The sequence below is a fragment of the Cellvibrio fibrivorans genome (assembly GCF_031457055.1).
In the GTDB taxonomy this organism is placed as follows: domain Bacteria; phylum Pseudomonadota; class Gammaproteobacteria; order Pseudomonadales; family Cellvibrionaceae; genus Cellvibrio; species Cellvibrio fibrivorans.
Genome location: NZ_JAVDVX010000001.1, coordinates 598247 through 615369 on the forward strand (window position 1 = coordinate 598247; position 17123 = coordinate 615369).

15 protein-coding genes are annotated in these 17123 nt (G+C 47.0%); 11 read left to right on the plus strand and 4 right to left on the minus strand.

What is annotated here, in order from left to right:
- Positions 1 to 17: 17 nt before the first annotated feature.
- The 4 genes from J2X05_RS02520 to J2X05_RS02535 form a co-directional block, all read right to left on the minus strand.
- Positions 18 to 1184, minus strand: coding sequence for a pectate lyase (locus J2X05_RS02520; protein ID WP_310068213.1), 1167 nt, complete (start codon positions 1182 to 1184; stop codon positions 18 to 20).
- Positions 1185 to 1489: 305 nt separating this feature from the next.
- Positions 1490 to 2584: a glycoside hydrolase family 5 protein gene (locus tag J2X05_RS02525; RefSeq protein WP_310068216.1), complete on the minus strand. Its 1095-nt coding sequence runs from the start codon at positions 2582 to 2584 to the stop codon at positions 1490 to 1492.
- A 116-nt stretch (positions 2585 to 2700) separates the two neighbouring features.
- The gene (locus J2X05_RS02530) at positions 2701 to 6609 is read right to left on the minus strand and encodes a translocation/assembly module TamB domain-containing protein (RefSeq protein WP_310068218.1); all 3909 of its coding nucleotides are present in this window, start codon (positions 6607 to 6609) and stop codon (positions 2701 to 2703) included.
- 20 nt (positions 6610 to 6629) lie between these two features.
- Positions 6630 to 8408, minus strand: coding sequence for an autotransporter assembly complex protein TamA (locus J2X05_RS02535; protein WP_310068221.1), 1779 nt, complete (start codon positions 8406 to 8408; stop codon positions 6630 to 6632).
- Between the two features lie 187 nt (positions 8409 to 8595).
- On the opposite strand from J2X05_RS02535, the gene J2X05_RS02540 reads away from it, so the two are divergent.
- The 11 genes from J2X05_RS02540 (at position 8596) to J2X05_RS02590 (ending at position 17107) form a co-directional block, all read left to right on the plus strand.
- Positions 8596 to 9444, plus strand: coding sequence for a 23S rRNA (adenine(2030)-N(6))-methyltransferase RlmJ (locus J2X05_RS02540; RefSeq protein ID WP_310068224.1), 849 nt, complete (start codon positions 8596 to 8598; stop codon positions 9442 to 9444).
- 15 nt (positions 9445 to 9459) lie between these two features.
- Entirely contained in the window at positions 9460 to 9849 is a 390-nt protein-coding gene (locus tag J2X05_RS02545) for a hypothetical protein (RefSeq protein ID WP_310068226.1), read from the plus strand.
- 11 nt (positions 9850 to 9860) lie between these two features.
- Positions 9861 to 10214 (plus strand): DMT family protein, encoded by a 354-nt coding sequence (locus J2X05_RS02550; RefSeq protein WP_310068228.1) that lies wholly within the window; start codon positions 9861 to 9863, stop codon positions 10212 to 10214.
- Between the two features lie 143 nt (positions 10215 to 10357).
- Entirely contained in the window at positions 10358 to 12292 is a 1935-nt protein-coding gene (locus tag J2X05_RS02555) for a putative bifunctional diguanylate cyclase/phosphodiesterase (protein ID WP_310068230.1), read from the plus strand.
- A gap of 179 nt (positions 12293 to 12471) precedes the next feature.
- Positions 12472 to 13299 (plus strand): glycoside hydrolase family 11 protein, encoded by an 828-nt coding sequence (locus tag J2X05_RS02560; RefSeq protein WP_310068233.1) that lies wholly within the window; start codon positions 12472 to 12474, stop codon positions 13297 to 13299.
- Positions 13300 to 13449: 150 nt separating this feature from the next.
- Entirely contained in the window at positions 13450 to 13866 is a 417-nt protein-coding gene (locus J2X05_RS02565; RefSeq protein ID WP_310068236.1) for a hypothetical protein, read from the plus strand.
- Positions 13867 to 14273: 407 nt separating this feature from the next.
- On the plus strand, positions 14274 to 14693 hold the full coding sequence (locus J2X05_RS02570; RefSeq protein WP_310068239.1) for a hypothetical protein: 420 nt from the start codon (positions 14274 to 14276) through the stop codon (positions 14691 to 14693).
- Between the two features lie 147 nt (positions 14694 to 14840).
- Positions 14841 to 15542, plus strand: coding sequence for a hypothetical protein (locus tag J2X05_RS02575; RefSeq protein WP_310068241.1), 702 nt, complete (start codon positions 14841 to 14843; stop codon positions 15540 to 15542).
- Between the two features lie 150 nt (positions 15543 to 15692).
- Entirely contained in the window at positions 15693 to 15992 is a 300-nt protein-coding gene (locus tag J2X05_RS02580) for a hypothetical protein (RefSeq protein WP_310068244.1), read from the plus strand.
- A gap of 197 nt (positions 15993 to 16189) precedes the next feature.
- A complete protein-coding gene (locus J2X05_RS02585) occupies positions 16190 to 16624 on the plus strand; it encodes a hypothetical protein (protein ID WP_310068246.1) in 435 nt (144 codons plus the stop codon).
- Between the two features lie 48 nt (positions 16625 to 16672).
- Entirely contained in the window at positions 16673 to 17107 is a 435-nt protein-coding gene (locus tag J2X05_RS02590; RefSeq protein ID WP_310068248.1) for a hypothetical protein, read from the plus strand.
- Positions 17108 to 17123: the final 16 nt, after the last annotated feature.

Here is a 17123-nt window from a genome sequence, read left to right on the forward strand (position 1 = left end):
TACGGACGACGAAGCGCTTAGGGAATGGGGCAAGATCCCGCACAAGCAGAGGTATTCATTTGGCTGACACCGAGCAAGGTCACATCGGCTTGGCGTACATCACAATTGGGAGTATCAAACTCCACACCGAGCGCCGAACTGCTGCCTGAACCTTTCACTACACCTTTGTACACCTGGCAGATTTTGGTCTTCGAGGTGCCACTGTTGTTCAGTGTTAAATTGCGAATCGTGGCGGTATCACCAAAGTTGGTATTGATACCCACAATCGTGCTGACATCGCGCGTAATCACATCGTTGATCACAATCTTGCGCGGGCCACCGTTGTTGGTGCAGTCGCCACAGGTGCGCGCCAATTTACCTGCGCTTTGCACATAGAATTTGCTGATGTGCAATTCGCCGCGACCATTAAATTGGAAAGTTTTGTCCGAACCATTGAAGGCTGCACCGCAGGTCACATTCATGATGGTTCCCGCTGGTCCCATTGCCGTTGCTGCATCCTCACCGATGTCTTCCCACCACACATGATCGATGGTGCAGTTGCCTTTACAGTGGATACCATCAGCAGCTGCAGAACCGATAATGACATTGCGCACCACCCCGCCTTCCTGCACATCAAACAACGGTGGTTGGCCTTCGCCCTGACCACCACCAGAAAGGTTGTAGCGCTTATTTAAACCATCAAACACTTCACCTGCGACAACAACACGTGTAGCCGGCAATTGCACAGTTTCTGTCGGCTCGGGTTTTTCACAACCCGGATAGTAACTACCGACCGGAGGATTGGTCACGGAACTGGATGACGAACTGGCCACAGAACTTTTCACGCTACTAACTGAACTTTTTGAACTGGGTGCCGAGCTGGGCGCACTGCTCACTACCGGTTTGCTGGATGACGACTGCGCAGGTAAAGAGCTGCTTGAATTTGTGGTGCGCGCTATCGAACATTCATTTACGCCACCGGCAACGCGCGCGCCAAATACCGCTTCAGAGCACACAAAACTGCCCGACAATAATTTATAGGTAAATTTATCCGCGCGGCCAAAGGCCACCGTCGTTGCATTCGCAACCGAACAGGTTTTATTTTCAGAACAGATAGTGACATAGCCCGCGGGGCGATTCGCCGCTAGCGCACTGGATGCGAGCGTGGCGAGCACCAGCCCGGACAATAAAATTTTGATACGCATAAAAAATCCCTCGATGAAATTTAGTAGGCTGAGCTTTCAAGCGAAAACTACTGCCGCAAAAACACATGAGGTATTGAACCAACAGAAACTGCAAAAACTGGGAGACCACGCCGACTAACACATTATTTCATTATTGTTATTGGAACTATTGCCGCTGTAGCAACAAGTGTCGGCGAGTCTACGCGCTCGCCGCAAAAAAACAATTGTACTTAAGTGACAATGTGTGAAATCAGGACGCAGCACACAAGATGATTGTGTGCTGCCTCTTGCTTTCATAGATTGTAAGGAAGGGGGTTATATAAAAACTATTTCTTATTTTCGCGCTGCATGACTTCGCGGAAATGCTTGCCTTGCATGGTTGGCTCGTAGGTGTTGTAGTCGGTAAACAGTTGCGGCGACCAATCCGGATCAAATACCCAAGCCACCCAACTAATACCTTTATCGCCAAAATAATCAGTGATGCGTTTGCCGTATTTACCATCGTCAATCACCGGAATATGCGCGCCTTTATCGGTTGCTAACTGGTAGCCAATTTCAGTGGCGAATACCGGGTATTTATCCGCGAGAAAGCCAAAATCGCGCGTCCAATTTTTTTCGTAGGGAGCGCCCACTTTCATCGGGTAAGGATGGCTGACATAAGCCACATTCTCGCGCTCGATTGGTGCAGTCGCCACCGGGGTCAAATCGTAAGCCCAATTAAAACCGGCAACGAGTGAAATCGCATTGGGGTTGTGCGCCTGAATCACCGTGATAATTTCTTCGTTGATCGCCTTCCACTCCGCCCAGCTCACCACCCCTAAACGGCCACTAAATACCGTCGGCTCATTAAAAATTTCATAGAAAGCCACGGCATTTACACCGGCGTAGCGTTCGGATACGGTGCGCCAGAAATCGTTGGTTTCACCTTTATCGGTGTAATAGGAATTGTTTTGGAACATTTGCGATTTGAGATTGCCGATCGAGTGCCAATCGATAATCACATACATACCCAATTCATTCGCCCAGATAACAGTTTGGTCGAGCAGCGCCAAATAGGCTTTTTTACCCTGCTTGCGCCAGGCCGATGGATGTACCGGCACACGCACCACATTAGCGCCCCAGGCCTTGATCACTTCAAAATGTTTTTTGGTAAAGCGTTTGTCATTGGCGATTTTATCCGGGTCGGCAATATTCACCCCGCGAAAAATCACAACATTGCCCTTGGCATCGACAAATTTATTGCCCTGCACTTTTACCAATGAAAGTTGCTGGGTGATTTTGCTTTTATCAAACGCGGGAATATCCGTTGCGTTCCACCAACCGCTGGCGTTTTGCCAGGCATCGTCGGCCAGCACATTTGCACTGATAAAAATAAACAGCGGAAATAAAAATAGCTTCAAATAGTGATGCGGGGATTTCATAGCAGCGCCTCGTGGGTTCTTATTGGGTATATATATGAGAGGCGCTAGAAATAACATAAATGAAAACACAATGCAGCGTGAATAACGCAAGTTTACCCGCTTGGGTGCAGGATACTTTAGCGCTCGATTTTATACACCACATCCACACTTTGGGTTTCACCGGACTCAGCTTCCAGGCGCAAATGCTTGGTCAGTTGATATTCCATACCCAAACTAAAGGCGCGATCAAAAATCCCCACCACATAACGCACTAACAGTTTTGGCGTGAGATATTTGCCAATAAACAATTGGCTTTGATCAATACCTTCGTCCGATTTCACTTCGAGCTCATCGAGCCGGAATAACTGGGTAATTTGCGATGCGATGGAACCATCGGAATCCACACCCAATCCACTCATCGCCCCAAGCAGCACTGATGCGTCAGCCCTGGTCACATCATTGGCTGGCTTGCCGGTGAGCAACATCATCATCGCCTGGCTTTCAGAGCGGGTCGGCACGGAAAAAACATGGGCAATTGGGCGCTGCAAGGTACCGCCAATTTCCAGGCCTACTTTGGTTTCATCGTCATCTTTAATGACGCGTGAGGCGCGAATATCCAGCCCCGGATTTTCATAAGGTCCCTGAAATACCAGGCGACCGCGATCAATGGTCAAGGTCTGCCCGTAAGCTTTATAACTACCGTCGGCCACACTCACATAACCACTGGTAAAAAATTGCCGTCCGGATTCTTTTAACAAACTTAACTTGCCCGACAATTTACTGTTTAAACCAAAACCTTTGAATTGCACATCATCGCCCAACGACAATTTTAAATTGGTAAAAAATTCAATGGGCGGGGCTTCACCATCCGTTGAGAAATTTTCATTCACTATCACCGCATCGTTCGATACCTGGACGGCGGATTCCGGCAAACGTTTGATATTGGCGCGCGCCCAGGGAATAACGGCCTCGCCTGAGATGTGCATCGCCTCGCGATTCGCGGTGAGTTTAAGATCGGGGCTTAGCGTTGCTTTTAATTGCAGTAGCGAGATCACTTTAAAATCGGCGCCATTGATAAACCCCTGCAGGTTCCAATCGGGTGTGCCGAATTGATGTAAATCGCCCACCAGCGATAAACGCCCGTCACCGGATTGCAATTGGCTCACCAGATTAATATCACCCGCTTGGGTGGAGTTAATCTGCAATTCAATATTGGTGAGGTCCAACCCCAGGCGCGGCAAATTAGCCGTGCCATTGCGCAGGCTAATATCGCCCAGTACGTAAGGCTTGGTAAAACTTCCGCCTGCGGTTAAATCCGCGCGGAAATCACCTTTCACATCGTTGGCATAAGTCAGCAGTGTTTCCAGCGGAGCAAGGTTGTCAAATCGCGCCTGCAATTTGCCATTGTTAATTTTTTTCTGCGCCAAATCCAATTGGCTATTGGCATCGATATTGCCATAGCCAACCCACTCCATTCCGGCAACAACATCGAGCAATGCCTTATCCAACGTCGCACGCACACCAAAATTTCGCCAGGCGTAAACTTCCGTAGTGCCACCAGAATATTGGTAGCGCAACTCGGCATTGCGCGTGCTGATATTGGTACTGACCTGGGTGTTTGCGAGCGAAAAATCCTGGCTGGTTGCATGCAGCGAGCCGTCCATCACACCGGCGAAATACACTTCCACTTTAAAGAGCGCGAGGAATTGGCGCAGAGGTACAGAATCCACCAGCACATTTAATTTCGCACCTGTGGTTCGCGCCCACTCGCCATCAATACACAATTGCGGCAGCGAATATTTTTCTATGCCAGACGAAGGCAAGGCGTGATGCTGATCCAACCATGCATAGGGGCTTTTAACCGGCGATTGATTGGGCAGCCACTCGCCGATCAATTGTTCGCGCTCTAACAGTTCCGCATTTTCCACCACCGCCGTTAAATTGCTGCGTGTGGTCAAACACTGTGTGCCCAACTGCACTGAGGTTTTATTGACGCGAATCGGTTTACTGCCGGTGAGCCACCAACGCGGTACACGCTTTGCTTTGATCGCTAGCTGCGTTAATTTTCCTTGCCATTCGCTGCCATCATAATTGCCCACCAATTTAAAATCCGCATGGCCATAGGCCGTACTTTTTATCACTGCAGCTAATTGATGTTGGTTAATGGAACCTGTGCCATCAAGCTTGAGGGTAGAAAAACGTTGTTGAGCAACGCGCAACTGTTTGGCATTAAACACCAACACATAATGTTCATTGACGATTTCACTGACTATGCCAGCCAAGCCATTTTCATCCGCTGGCATTTGCGGTGTTGGATCTGTAATTTTTTGAGTAGTATTTTTTTCCGGGGCTGTTTTTTCTGGGATTGTTTTTTTCGAGACGGTTTTTTCCGGGGCTATTTTCTCCGAGACGGTATCAGCCAATGCCGGAATTAATGAGAGGTCGAGTTTGTCGACGGCATAATTGCCCCAGGAAAATTTTACTGCACTTGCCTGCATTTGCACGCGCGGTTTTTTCCAATCGCCACGCAATTCACCGCTGCTGATCACACTGCCGTTCAGGCTTTCATCCAACTGCTGCAGCAAAGGCGCATTGAGATTCCAATCGAGATTAAATTGTTCACCAATTGCACCGTTCACTTGCAAACGATTAGCGCCCACAATCACATTGAAGGCATCGCTACGCAGCGCATTTTTTTCAAAAAATACGTCGCCTTCGCCACGAACATTAACGCCGCGCAACTCGCCCGACAATTGGAAATCCTGTAGCGCCGCTTGCCATACACCATCAATACGCGAACCGCTGGTGGTAAATCCCAGGTTGATATCGCTCGACCAATCGTCAATCACGCTGGCGAGATTTAACCGTTTTGCACCGGCGGTCACTTGCCATTCCAACTGTGGCAACCAGCGCACATCACCGCTGAGCTGCAATCCGGTTTCGCTATCGCTGCCCGCTGCAACGCTGGCAGAATCCGCTGACGGATCAAGCACGGCATTAGGGTCTGAGGTAATGACCTTGTGCAATTCGCGGATAAATAAATTGCTGACGTTAATTTTTTCCAAGTCGCCATTGGCCGCTGCGGTAATCGCCAATGCCGGTGCTTCGGGTAAATGAATATCGCCATCCAGCTGTGCAGTGTATTGCCGCCAAGTGCCGGTTGCCGTTAATTTTCCATTAGTGATAGGTAGTGGCTGGGCAGGAATCCACCAGAGTGCGGGCAAGGTTTGCTGTTGCCAACGTAATAACAGCGTCATAGGTGGAGTTGTCTGCAGCTGTTGTTTTTTATCGACCAACTGCACGGTAGCATCAGCACTCAACACCACCGGCAAACTGAGTTGGTTGTGCAATTGCAAATCAACCAAATCCCCCTTCAGCTCAGTTACGCCCATATAGGCAAGGGGGGCTGCACCGTCCGCGTCTAGCGGCTGAGCTTGCCATTGCCACTGCAGCATTGCTTCGGTGTCATAGGGAAAACGTAAATTAGTTGTGCCACTTAAATGAAGTGCATAGTCGGCGTGTTGCAACGCGAGGTTGTCATAGCGCAGATGAAAGGTACCCAGCCCCAGCGAGCCACTTAATTTTTTCCAGTGCAAATGCGCAGCGCCTTGCACGTAATCAATATTAGTAACCGTCAATTGGTCCAGGCGAATACGCACCGGTAAGGCAAGGGATGGCCATTGACTGAATGGTTGTGCGGTGGATTTTTTTTCGCTTGCAGGCGGAACTTGAATTAATACTTTTTTTGCGCGTAACGATTGAATCGATACCGCACTGTAGAGTAAAGCCGCGGGGCGCCAGCGAAATGAAACCTGCTCTGCGCGATAATGATGCTCGCCCTGCGCGTAATCAATAAAATCGATATCCAGACCGCTGCGCAAATTGCCCGACATATCGCCCAGAGTAATATTCACAAAATTGGCGATACGTGTGACCACCCAACGGCTGCCGGTTTCTGTTTCAACCAGCGCGCTGAGGCTAGCGAGCAGGATTAACACCAGCGCGAGCAGACTAAAAAAAAGATTGCGTGCTTTTCGTAACATCATATGCAAAACATCAGCGTGCATTATAGATCCGGCCCCATGCTGATATGCAGGCGCCAGCCTTCGTCGCCATCCAAGGCTTTGGCCACATCAATGCGGATGGGGCCTATGGGCGAAATCCAGCGCGCACCTACACCGGCGCCGCGCTTGACCTCAATTTTGGTATCGTTAGCCGCATTACCCGCATCAAAAAAAACGGCAGCAGCCCATTTGGAATCCTCAAACCGGTAATCGTATTCGATGCTGTTTACCAGCAGGTTATTACCACCAATCACTTCATCAGCCAACTTCGGATTTTCCAACGGCCCGGTAAAACCGCTGAAATCGCGGGTCGGCCCTAGGGATTTATAATCATAACCGCGCACACTGGCGTCACCACCGGCAAAAAAACGAACCGATGCAGGCAGCTCACTGAAATCGTCCAGCTGGGTTGTACCCAATTCCGAACGCAATAAAATCCGTCCGAATGAAAAACCTTTTATATATTTTGCGCGCAGATGTAATTGCACAAAACTGAAATCCGAGCCCAGACTTTGCGGTGAACCGGATAATTTTGCCAACAGCGTCCAACCCGATAACGGATAGGGATTGCCATCTGTTTTGGTGCGCGTAATCGATACCGAGGGGATAATCAAATCGGTACTGGTTTCCGGGTCTGTACCAATGGTGGAATCTTCCCGCTCATAATCCAGCGCATAGGTTTGCAGCCATTTATTATCCTGATAATAGGTATAGCTGGTGCCGTAAGTATCCTTGTAACTGCGCGTGGTATCGGTAATTTCTTTTTCATAACCGGTGTAAATGCGCAAAAATTCATAGGCTGGGCGACGCATGGGAATGGTGTAGGCAAGCAATGCGTTAGTTTTCTTTTCAGCAGCATTAATATCGGCGGCAATGGAGTGCCCGTTGGAATTGACATAGCGGTCCTCAAAACCCAACAACACACGCGGACCCGCGTCCGTGTCCACACCGGCACCCACGGAATATTCGCGGCGCTTGCGCGCTTCCAGCTGCATGTCAACGGTGACCTTGTTATCTTTTAATTCCTGCAGGTTAGGTGCAATACTCGCCACCGAAAAATAATTGCTGGCGTTGTATAAATTTTTTAATTCGAGTAATTGGTCTGAATCGTAATAATCACCTTCCGCGAAATTAAAATAACGCCGCAAAAAACTCTCGTTGAGAATATCGTGCTGCAAATTAATCGCGCCGATACGGTAGCGATTACCGGTGTTATACACCAATTCAATAATGGCTGATTTCTCTTCGGTATTAATGGATATCCGGGAGTGCTCAAAAGTCGCATCAAAATAGCCGTGGATTGCCGCCAAGGTGCCAAAGCGCGCTTTCAAGGCTTCATAATTGCCATGATTTAATTTATTGCCAATCTTGATGCCGGGTTTCTCGTAGAGACTTTTAAAAATATCGTCCTGCCTGCCCTCGCCGTTAATCTCGATGCGCACCTCTTTAACGCGCACCGGCTCACCGGGAGTGAGCGTGATATCCAAGCCCCAACACTCTTTATCGTTGCGCAATTTAGCTTCATATTCGAGTTCGTAGTAACCCAGCGCCTGTGCAGCGACCGCAATTTCATTTTCAGCATCGGTGAGCAGCGCGTGCAAACGCCACAAGGGCGTTTTACAACTCTCGTCAGCGAGGGTGAGGTGTTGGCGAATATTTTCGCGCAGGCTTTTGGTGCCGCCTTCAAGCTCGATCTCAGGTTCCGCCGCCATAAGTGGCAAGGCAACCAGCGCAAGCAAGAGCGCAAATCCGCGCGCAAAGGGAGAGACAGAAGTCAGCAATTCCGGATTCTTCTTGGTGTGGTGGGGTCAGGCGCTACTTTAACTGCTAAACCCCACGGCTAAAAGGCTTCTTTTGTGACAATCTTGTAGGGGCAATTGTTCCTGCAGGTCGCTATAATTCAGCTCCTTGCGCTGCGCTGGAACTATTCCTTGCCGCAGCCACACCGCTTATCGTTGGAATTTCTTTATGCTCAGCTATCGCCACGGCTTTCACGCCGGTAATTTTGCCGATGTACTCAAACACACAGTGTTGGTTCACATACTGGAGTACATGACCCAAAAAGATAAACCGCTGCGTATTATTGATACCCATGCCGGTGCGGGCGTATACAAATTGAACGGGCCACAAGCGCAAAAAAATCGCGAATTTGATAATGGTATTGGCCATCTGTGGTCAACCGCACAGACGCCGGCGGCAATCACCCGCTTGCTGGATTTGGTGCGCACTATTAATGACGGCAAACAATTGCAACTCTATCCGGGCTCGCCGTTAATTGCACAAACATTGATGCGCCCGATTGACCGTTTGTTTTTGCATGAATTGCATCCCGCCGATTTTCAATTTTTGCGCGATTGCATGCGCGACGATAAGCGCATTAAAGTAGAACATGAAGATGGCTTTGCCGGCCTGCAAGCCCTGCTGCCGCCACCGGAGCGTCGCGCACTGGTACTGCTCGACCCTTCCTACGAAGTGAAAAGTGATTACCAACATTTGATCAAACAATTACTACAGGCGCACAAACGTTTTGCCACCGGCACCTACGCGATTTGGTATCCTGTCGTGCTGCGCCAACGTATTGATGAAATGGAACTGGCATTAAAAAAATCCGGCATTAAAAACATTCAGTTGATGGAATTTGGCCTGCGCGCCGATAACCCTGAATACGGTATGACATCGAGCGGGATGATTGTGATTAACCCGCCCTGGACACTCTGGGGTGCAATGGAAGAAACATTACCCTGGCTGGCCGAAAATCTCGGCGGCGAAACAGGCGAAGCCTTTTATCGCCTGGAACAATTAGTACCTGAAAAATAATGAGCGCACATTTTTATGACTAGCACAAAACCATCAGAGACCTTCAGCCAAGCAAAACGCGCGGCAATTTTATCGGCAACGATTTTCCCCGGTGCAGGCCTATTTTTTTTACGTCACCACTTGCGCGGTTGCATCTTTGCTATTCCCGCAGCGCTGGTGATTATTATGCTGTTCAAAAATTTATTTGCCGTTGCATTCAAACTCAATGAAGAGATGGCTGCTGAAATCGAAAAAGGCAATATGGCAATCGATATCGGTCACATGTGGAATTCACTCCACGGCGCAATGTTTACATCACCTTATTGGGAGCAAGGTAAGTGGATATTATTAGCTAGTTGGATCTTGAGTATTATCAGCTCTTATTTCGCCGGCAAAAAAGCCGATCTGGCCAAGCACACAGAGTAATCGGAGCCTCCATGCAAGCCTCATTAATTTCTATCGGCCTATTGTTTTGCAGCAATATTTTTATGACCTTTGCCTGGTACGCCCACCTCAAAGAGTTGAACCACAAACCCTGGATCATTGCTGCACTGATCAGCTGGGGCATAGCCCTGTTTGAATATTTATTGCAGGTGCCCGCCAACCGGATTGGCTATACCGTGATGAGTGTCGGCCAATTAAAAATTTTGCAAGAGGTCATCACCCTGAGCGTATTTGTCCCCTTTGCTGTGTTTTATATGAAGGAGCCGCTGAAGCTGGATTACCTCTGGGCAGGCTTATGCCTTTTGGGTGCAGTTTTCTTTATGTTTAGAGACAAAATGTCAGGATAAAACCGGCTGCCGCTGTAGCACTCTGGCATAAATCAGCTATACATAAAGTTGACCTCGGATTAGCTCGTTGGAAAAACCCACTTTTATGGAGATACGCTGTATTCCCGCAGGTTAGCCAGACTTACCAACTCCAGGGTGTTAGCGTGCACAATCAAAACTCCAATAAATCTTCTCGCACTCAGGTTCATGTACATCAGCCATCCCTTGCCTATCAGGATTTTGGCCGACAAAAAATCAAACGGCTCGTCCAAATCCTGCGCATCACCCAGATCGCCCTGCTACTCGTCAGTATTATTACCATCAGTGCCGGCCGCTATAGCGATGCCATTGTCATGCTCGCTACCGGTATTTTTTTATTCAGTGTGGATTGGGCGATTTATAAAAAACACCCGGTGACTGGCGCTGCCATTTTTTTATTGTCACTCACGCTCATGCTCTCTTATCTCATTTGGGTCGGTAGCGGCATTCGCGATAGCGCGGTGCTGGGCTATAGCGGCGTATTGATTTTTGCAGCCATGCTCGGCAATAAACGCCTGCTGCTGGTACTACTATCGATTATGGTGACCGTGTTGATGGCTATTGCCTATGTCAATGAATACGGCATCGTCCTCAACCAGATCGAACCTATCAATTTAGCGACCGGCACCATCACTATTGTGATTCTCACTGTGATTGGTTTTGCCGTCTGGATGCTGGCGCACGACTACCGCGGCGCACTGGATGAACTCGCGCGCGAAAACGAACGCGTCAAAACCGCCAAAAGCCATATCGAACATATGGCGATGCATGACCCCCTCACCGGTTTGCCCAACCGCATTATGGCGCAGCATAATTTCGACAGCATTTTTCAAAAGGCGCAAGCACAGAAACAATTGCTGGGCATTATTTTTATTGACCTGGATAACCTCAAACCGATTAACGATTCACTTGGCCACCAAGCGGGCGATCAAATTTTAAAAGAAGTAGCGTTGCGCCTATTGAGTTACACCAAAAAAGTCGATTTGGTATGCCGCTACGGTGGCGATGAATTTATTGTATTTATGCCCCACATCAACTCCGCCGATGAAGTATCGCAAGCGAGTCTGGAGATTTTGCAGTTAGTGTCAGAGAATTATCTCTATCGCAATATTGAAATTTTTTGCACCTGTTCGATTGGTATTGCACTCGCACCGCAAGATGGCGAAGACCTGGATACGCTGATAAAAAAAGCCGATATCGCCATGTACCACTCAAAAGATTCCGGGCGCAACAGCTTCCGCTTTTTTAACCCAGCCATCAGCCGCAATATGCTGGAGCACATCAGTTTAATTTCCGGTATGCGCAAGGCGCTGCAAGAAAACCAATTCAGTTTGTACTATCAACCTAAAATTGATTTGCAAACCAACGATATCTGCGGCCTGGAGGCGCTGTTACGCTGGCATCACCCGGAACAAGGTTTCATTCCACCAGCAACGTTTATTCCGCTCGCGGAATCGTCCGGTTTAATTATTCAATTAGGCGAATGGGTTATCATCGAAGCCTGTGAGCAAGCCAAGCGCTGGTATGATGAAGGCATTTTGCAATTTGCTGTTGCAGTCAATATTTCATCGATCCAATTCAAGCGCGGCAATATCGATGCGATTGTTTTAGGCGCGCTCTCTACCAGCGGCTTACCGCCGCAATATCTGGAACTGGAACTCACCGAATCATTATTGATTGAAGACAGCGACCGCCTCGCCAATACATTATCGAGTTTGCGCGCAGAAGGTGTGCATTTATCGATTGATGATTTCGGCACTGGCTATTCCAATCTGGGCTATTTGAAAAAATTTGAAGTGGAAGCACTTAAAATCGATCAGTCCTTCGTACGCAAAATGGATGATGAAACCGGTGATGCCGCCATCGTCCGCGCCATCATCCAAATGTCAGCCAGCCTCGGTTTAAAAACCATCGCCGAAGGCGTAGAAGACGCTAGCACCGCAGCCCTCTTACGCAGCCTAGGCTGCACGCAAGCGCAGGGATATTTTTGGGCACGACCAATGCCAGCCAATGAAGTCGCGGGTTTTGTGGAGTTTTGGCGAAAAGATAATTCAAGTTAAGTTAGATTACACAGGCAGGCCACCGTGGTAGCGTACATGACTGAAGCAGTGGATTTGATCCACATAACCGCTTTACTCAATAGCATCACAACTACAGCTGTGGTGTGTTTAACCGCACACTCGCATTCACTGCGAGCGCGCGTCAAAAAAATACATAAATAGAGACGGGGGATATTCGTTTGAAAATTTATTTCGGTTTCAAAACAACACTATTGCTGGCGGCAATCAGCATGGCTGGCTGCACCACCGAACAGAAAGCAGCGGAGACGGCTGCGATGAATTCGGCCGCTCAGGTTCAGGCGAGCGGCATCGAAAAATTTAAAGCCTATACCCAAAAATTCACCGGCAACACCACCATCACTCAAAACCACGCAACTGGTCATGTGGGCAACCTTTTCTTCACCCACTGGAAAGATGGCGGCGCCGCCTCGTTGACGATGAGCACCGATGGTTCATTCAGCGTGGGCTGGCAAGGCGGTGGCTACAATTATGTCGGCGGCCCCGGCTGGCATTATGGCGATAAAAATCGCGTGATTGGTTATCGCTTCAATGAAGACAGCGGTGCAAGTTACATCACTTTGTACGGCTGGGGCTTCGACAAAAATATGCCCACCTCTAACCCCGCGCATTTGGTTGAGTACTACATACTGCAACGTTGGACTTACGACCCAAGCAAAGATGGCGTTTACGGCAAAACCTTTGTGAGCAATGGCACTGAGTATTCCACCTACCGCTCCATACGCGAGCAAAAACCGTCAATCAATGGCCCGACGACTTTCTATCAATACTGGAGCAAACCCAAAACGCAAATGCCACTGGGGCAAGACCATAAAATTATTTTTGCCGATCACGTAAAAGCCTGGGCCGAGAGCGGCTGGATTCTTCCGGATATGAACAACTTCAACGCAAGCGACGACCCCACTTATCAGGTCATGGCCGTTGAGGTGTTCAACCCACCAAAAGACGGCACCGCATCGGGCAAAGTGTGGGACGCAGCAGCCAAATAAACCAAAGTGCTAAAAAAACGCCGTGCGATTTTATCCCACGGCGTTTTTTTACATCCCAACAATTGATTTAGTCATGGATCAAGGGAACAATCAGCACACAGGAACCCTATTGTTTTTCAGCAAACATAAATCCCACTGTACGGAGGCACCATGAGCAATGACAACCCTTTGCTTTCAACCATCGAAGCAGCCGCTAAAAAACACAGCACAGAAGCCTCACGGCATAAGATGCTCCACCGAAGCCTATGGGGCGCCTCATCAATAATCTCAGTACTCGTTGCCATAGCCACCGCCTTTGATTTTTCCCTACTCAATTTTCCTAGTAAAAATATCGCTACATTTTTCGCCATTATTTTGCCGATGGTGACCAGCTACATAGTACTGCGCTCACCCGAAAAATTATGGATTCACGAAATCAATATCCGCAACCAATTGTTGGATTTACACACCGAATTAAATCTCTTAATCAAACGCAACGCCCAATATGACCCCGCTGCTTTTGAACAGCGTTATTTTGCGATTATGACTACGGCAAATAAGAAGTGGATTGAGATTAAAGAAGGTTAGTCTTGGTAGCGCCGGTAGTTTAATGCGGTTCGTTATATTGTGTAATTGCTTTTGGGTATGTTTTCGCGTTAATTGTTTTGAGAACGGGTCGCGTAGACCGTGCTTCGCGCAGCAAGCCGCCGAAGGCTGAGTTTACGAACCGCAACAGATTGAAGGACGGCAGCGTGCCCAAAGCGGACAGCCAACCAAATGAGCTCGGTGACTAATTAGGATTGCTTGTGCCGTATAACTCCATAATTAATTCGGAGTGATAGTTAACCCTTTGATTTAGAGCGAGCTAAACGGATTGGGGGTTCATCCAGTTTTTTGGAGTTATACAGCACTACACCAAATTAGTTGGAATAATGTTCTGCGGGTTATATAGTTGGTGCAATTTAATAAACTGTTAAGTTGAAATGGGGTTTGTCGTGAAATTGAAGTCAATCTATATTTTATTTCTCTTCTGTTTTTCCGTGCATACGTATGCGTGTAGTTGTATTATTTTACCTGTTGGTAAAACTGATGCTATAAAATACAAGGCGGAAAACTCGCAGGCTATCTTCATTGGCACCGTCACAAACATATTAAAAAAAGACGAATATACTGAAATTGCTACACTTAAGGTTTTAGAGCCATTAAAAGGAATATCACAATCTAAAATTACTTTAGAGAATTCAGGTTGTTATTCTTCATCAATTAAATTGGGGAGAACATTATTAATCTACAGTAACTTTATAACTCCTGAATTGCTCGGCACCCCACCTACATGTTTTGAAGTGGAGAGCAAAGATGCCGAGTATGACTCTGAGGTTAAAACAGTAACAGAACTCTTAAAGGCAAAAACTTAACAAGCGGTTGCAACGCCGCTACAGCGCTTCGCACTTACGCTCGACAGTTTTTAAGCAGCGCATTTAGCGAATCGCTGCGCAAAGTTTATCGTAAATGCGCTGCTTAAAAACTGCGGTTGAACCGAACGTTAAAAGGAAGCTTCGAAAATGATTTCAGTGGATTCACCACTAAAAAAGCTTTCCGCTCGAACAGATAGGAAGCAGGCAATGATATTTGACGGGATTCGTCATTCCGCTCAAATAGCAAGCTTTGCTTACCTGAGGCTCAGAGAAACCTTAACTGTTTTAGCTCTTAATGAGTTATCGCGAGACGAACTTGATGCTCATATAACAGCGGCATTTTTGGATGCGTGGACTTCTGTAGACGCAGCTGATCGTTTTAAAAGTCTCTGGCAATTAACTAAAAGTAAAAATTCAAAAGACAAAGAGCTGGAGCTAAAACTGCAATCTATAAGAGATTTAAGAAATGTTACTGACCACCTTGCTCAAAGAATAGATTATGTGGTTTCAAAACGAAATGCGGCATTAGGTAGCCTTTCTTGGATTACTATAACAAATGCAGATTCCTGTGAAGGGCTGGTTTGCGCAATTGTTCCGGGAACATTAAGAAATAATAAATTAGAAATTCAATACCCAAAAGGAAAAACGTTTGAGATTCCGACTGGAAGAATATTTCTTGATGCAGGAGAGTATAGTGCGTGTCTATGTGATGTCTTAGTTCATATAGAAAATCGAATTAGAAAATTAGAAAAGGTAATTCTTGAAGGAAACATGGAGCATCCAGAAGATGAAGAATATGCAGCTTCAGACTCGCTGTTTAAAGCTGTAGTAAAATTCAATATAGATTAATTTTAACAAGTCGCTCAAGCATCGCGCCTTTTTGGTTTTGCTGCGCAAAAGTAATCCATGTAAATCCAGCTTACAAACTGCGGCTGAGCTTAGTGTTAGGGAAAGGCGAAGTACTTACAAGCTGCGGTTGTGCTAAACATTGGGAAATTAATGACTCTCCAAGAAGCAATTCTAAAACTTAACTGGATTTCAGATGATCTTTGTATTGTGGCTCAGCGTCCTTGGGTGCCGAACTCTGAAGCTAAATTCACAGAGTTAACTGCTGAATACAGAATTCCTGAAAGTATTAAAGCGAGTGGTTATGAATATTTTCTTGAGGTTTCGCTAATCAACGAAGAACTGTTGGCTCACGCAAAAGTTAAACTTTCTCCAGCCCAGAAGGTAGAAGTAGCCATTTATTATGCTGAGAATGATGCCACACCTGAATGGTTCAATGAGTTGTGCAGGTAAAATTCCTAACAAGCGACTGTTGTAAAAAACAGGTAGATTTGACATCCAAATCACCCTTCTTTTTTGTTGTGCATCTTGCCGTCAATGTCCGAAATTGGCCGATTTGCGAAGTTCGAAAAATACTGCATGCAGCTCATTGTAAATCCGCCATCTAAAAAACAAGACTCAACAGAAGGTTATGTATCAGGAGATAGAACATGAATGACGAAAGACCAGTGATAGTCGCTATAGATCATGACGACTATCACGCAAAACATATTGGGATTACTCAGGACGGTTTGCAATTTTTTCTGACAACTCCATTCGAACCAGGAAAATGTGAATATATTGCACTATTTAGATTTGATAGACAGGGAAATCTCGTTGACTCAGATATAGAAGCTTTAGGTCCTAGAGGTTCATTTTCAAAAGAAGAAGCAAGAAAAAAATACGATTCAAAACTAGAGAGTCTTGGTGATGTAATCTATCGAAGGATTGAGGTTAAACCTTTTTCTGTAACATTTAATAACATTGATATCGGGCTTATTGCCAGAGAACCAGAAGACGAAGATGACGTTTGGGCAGTAGAGCTTCTGCCTGGGAACTACATGGCATTTTTTGAACCTTGGGATAGCGGCGACTATGACACCTAATGTATAACAAGCGCACCCTGATTGATGTCATCACTCGTGGAAAAACCAATGCCAACTACCCACCACACATTCAAAACCATTTTTTCTCTGGACGCACCGTCGTTGCTTGTTCGCAACGATAAATACGACATGTTTCAGCTGATCGACCCCGACGATGAGCTGGCAGCAATAACAGCTTCCGCTTACGAAAAAGACGGCGGGACACTTGATGAGTTTTCTGAGTTTCGCTTTGCGGGTGTTGAAAGTGTTTACAAACCCGTTTCGGATATTCAGACCATTGAAACAAAACACGCGATCATCAAATTTCAGGAATATGAAGGAACATTTCCAGATGAGGATGTACCTACCTACTTTGTTGTTAACTGCATTCAAACGGGTGATATTTTTCTGTCCCTCACATTTGTAACCACACGTGAGCACTACACAGACTACCGCGACCAATACAATGCTGTGCTTGCGTCTATTCAACCCTGTGCAAAGTAGCTGTGCCCATCCAACG